This is a genomic window from Xanthomonas sp. SHU 166, from assembly GCF_000364685.1.
Taxonomy (GTDB): domain Bacteria; phylum Pseudomonadota; class Gammaproteobacteria; order Xanthomonadales; family Xanthomonadaceae; genus Xanthomonas_A; species Xanthomonas_A sontii.
Genome location: NZ_AQOJ01000956.1, coordinates 1 through 3,301, shown reverse-complemented (window position 1 = coordinate 3,301; position 3,301 = coordinate 1). Strand labels below are relative to the sequence as shown.

1 protein-coding gene is annotated in these 3,301 nt (G+C 71.9%); it reads left to right on the top strand.

The window, feature by feature from the left end:
• Positions 1-662 precede the first annotated feature (662 nt).
• Positions 663-3,227, top strand: coding sequence for a bifunctional lysylphosphatidylglycerol flippase/synthetase MprF (gene mprF, locus D180_RS21490; RefSeq protein ID WP_017914397.1), 2,565 nt, complete (start codon positions 663-665; stop codon positions 3,225-3,227).
• The last annotated feature ends 74 nt before the right edge of the window (positions 3,228-3,301 follow it).

The window sequence follows — 3,301 nt, the reverse complement described above, 5'->3', positions numbered from 1 at the left end:
GGTTCTGGCTGAGCGTGGCCTGCTGCCAGTGCAGATCGGCGCGCACGACCTGCAATGCCATGGCCACGCCGAGGAACAGCAGCGCCAGCAGCAGCGCCGCGGCGCCGGCCAGGCGCGTCCAGCGCGGCGGCGTGGGAAAGGGAGATGCGGACAAGGGCATCGACAGGCTCCGGAACCGACACAGACCGTCGCCACATGCGCCGGCCACGGCCCCTGCCGCGGTCCCGACGCCGTGGCGACGTGCGATTCCACTATCATGCGCGTCGCCGGCACGGCCGGTATAGCCTGGAGCGTGGGATGCACGGCAAGAGGAGCGGTACGGCTGACAGGGGTGCGATGTGTGCGCTGCGGGGTGCGGCCCGGGAGGGCGCCAAGCGCACCGGTACCGGACTCGCCTGCGCGCCGCTGACCGCGACCGCTGTCGGGACCTGACGCGTGGCATCCCACCAGGGTGATGCGCGGCAGGCCGGTGCAACCCAGCTTGCCCCGACACCCCACCCACCGCGACGCAGCCACTTGGTCGCAGCCCTCTCAATGTTCGTCACACGCTTTCATCCAACCGGTATCGCGATGGCCCGTCTTCGTTTCACCCGCACTTCCGCTCCGGCCGCGTCGCGCACCGCGCAACGTGCGCCGTCGCGCCTCGCCGCCGTCCGTCCGCAATGACCGACGCCGCGCCCTCCACTCCCGCACCCACGCCCGGCTGGCGCCGTGCGCTGCCGGTGCTGGCCAGCCTGGCGATCCTGGCCCTGGCGCTGCACGCGCTGGCCACGGAGTTCAGCACCCACGGCTACAGTGCGATCCGTCACGCCTTCAACCAGCTGAGCCTCAGCCAGATCGTGCTGACCCTGCTGCTGGGCCTGAGCAGCTATGCCTGCCTGATCGGCTTCGATGCCGTCGGCCTGCGCCGCAGCGGGCGCAAGCTGCACCCGATGCGGATCAGCATCACCGCGTTCCTGGCGCATGCGGTCGGGCAGACCCTGGGCTTCGCCGCATTGACCGGCGGCGCGGTGCGCCTGCGCGGCTACGGCCGGGTCGGGCTGAGCCTGGCCGAGATCGGCCAGGTGGTGCTGATGAGCACGCTCGGCTTCGTGTTCGGCGCGTGGCTGCTGCTGGCGCTGGCCCTGACCCTGGAACCGGCCGCGGCGGCGCTGGCGCTGCCGGTCGGCGCGACTGCGGTGCGCGCGATCGGCATCGCGTTGCTGGTCGGCTTCGCCACGATGCTGCTGCTGGCCGGCCGCGACGGCCGCACCCTGCGCTGGCGCGCCCATGAGCTGTGGCTGCCGGACCGGCGCACCACCCTGGGCGTGACCGCGCTGAGCGTGGTCGAACTGGGCCTGGCCAGTGCCGCGTTCTACGTGCTGCTGCCCAACGAATCGGGCATCGAGTACATCGGCTTCGTCGGCCTGTACCTGGTCGCGGTGGTGGCGGGCCTGGTCTCGACTGTGCCGGCCGGCCTGGGCGTGTTCGAGTGGAGCCTGCTCAAGCTGCTGCCCGGCGTGGCCCCGGCGGCGGTGCTGGCGGCGGCGCTGATCTACCGCATCACCTACTACGTGGTGCCGCTGCTGCTGTCGGTGCTGATGGCGTCGCTGTCCGGCCTGCGTCGGCCGCTGGCCGCCAGTGCCGGCGGCGTGCGCGTGGCCTGGCGCACGCTGCGCCCGTGGCTGCCGCAGATCATCGCCCTGGCGGTGTTCGCGGTCGGCGCGGCGCTGGTCATCGATGGCACCCTGCCCACGCCCAAGCGCCGCCAGGACATGGCGCCGCTGTCGATCATGGAAACCTCGCACTTGCTGGCCAGCCTCGGCGGCGTGGTGCTGCTGCTGATCGGCCAGGGCCTGCAGCGGCGCAGCCATGCCGCCTGGGTGCTGGCGATCGGCATCTGCGTGCTGCTGCCGCTGCCGGCCTGGCTGCGCGGCGGCCACGTCTCGGTGGCGCTGTCCTCGCTGGTGGTGGCGGTCGGCCTGTGGGGCGCGCGCCGCGAGTTCTATCGCGAGGGCGCCCTGCTCGACGAGGCCTGGTCGTGGCCGTGGCTGCGCAACCTCGGCCTGGTGCTGATCGCCACGATCTGGCTGCTGTTCTTCGTCTACAGCCACGTCGAATACCAGAACGAGCTGTGGTGGGAGTTCGCCACCTCGGCCAACGCCCCACGCGCGCTGCGCGCGGTGCTGCTGGTCAGCGTGGCGGTGGTGGTATTCGGGCTGGCGCGGCTGCTGCACAGCACCCGCTCGCCGTTGCCGCCGGCCGATGGTGCGCAACTGGACGCGCTGGCGCCGGTGCTGGCCGAGGCCACCGACACCCAGGCCTGCCTGGTGCTGACCGGCGACAAGGCGCTGCTGCAGGCCGAGGATGGCCCCGGCTTCGTGATGATGCAGCGCTACGGCGGCTCGCTGGTGGCGATGGGCGACCCGGTCGGCGCGCCGGAAGTGGCCCGCGCGCTGATCTGGCGCTTCCGCGAGGAAGCCGACCGCATGGGCCTGCGCCCGGTGTTCTACCAGGTCGGCGAGCAGCACTGGCAGACCTACCTGGACCTGGGCCTGACCCTGGTCAAGCTCGGCGAGGAGGCGATGGTGTCGCTGGAGGGCTTCCACCTGGAAGGCCGCGACCGCGCCGACCTGCGCCAGGCCTGGAACCGCGGCAAGCGCAGCGGGCTGAGCTTCCGCATCGTCGAGACCGACGCGGTGGACGCGCTGATGCCGGTGCTGGCCGAGGTCTCGCAGCAGTGGCTGGAAGACAAGGCCGGCGCCGAGAAGGGCTTCTCGCTGGGCAGCTTCGACCCGGCCTACCTGCGCCGCTTCCCGATCGCGGTGGTGGAGTTCGAGGGCAAGGTCGTGGCCTTCGCCAACCTGTGGCAGGCCCCGGCCGGCCACGAGCTGTCGGTGGACCTGATGCGGCACATCGCCGATGCGCCGAAGGGCACGATGGACTTCCTGTTCATCGAGCTGTTCCTGTGGGGCCGCGACAACGGCTACAAGCGCTTCTCGCTGGGCATGGCGCCGTTGTCGGGCCTGGCCCAGCACCGCCTGGCCGGCCGCTGGAACCGCTTCGGCAACCTGATCGTGCGCCACGGCGAACGCTTCTACGGCTTCACCGGCCTGCGCCGCTTCAAGTCCAAGTTCGCCCCCGCCTGGCGCACCCGCTACCTCGCCGCCCCCGGCGGCATGCACCTGCCCGCCGCCCTGCTGGACGTGACCCGACTGATCTCGCTGGATCCGCGCAAGCCGGAGTGAGGCGGGGACCGGGGAGTCGGGATTGGGGATTGGCCTGGCTACCCCGCGTTTGCCTGGGCATTGCGAGGCTTCGC

Coding starts and splice junctions, on each gene's coding strand:
- mprF (WP_017914397.1), top strand. CDS start 663: ATGACCGACGCCGCGCCCTCCACTCCCGCACCCACGCCCGGCTGGCGC.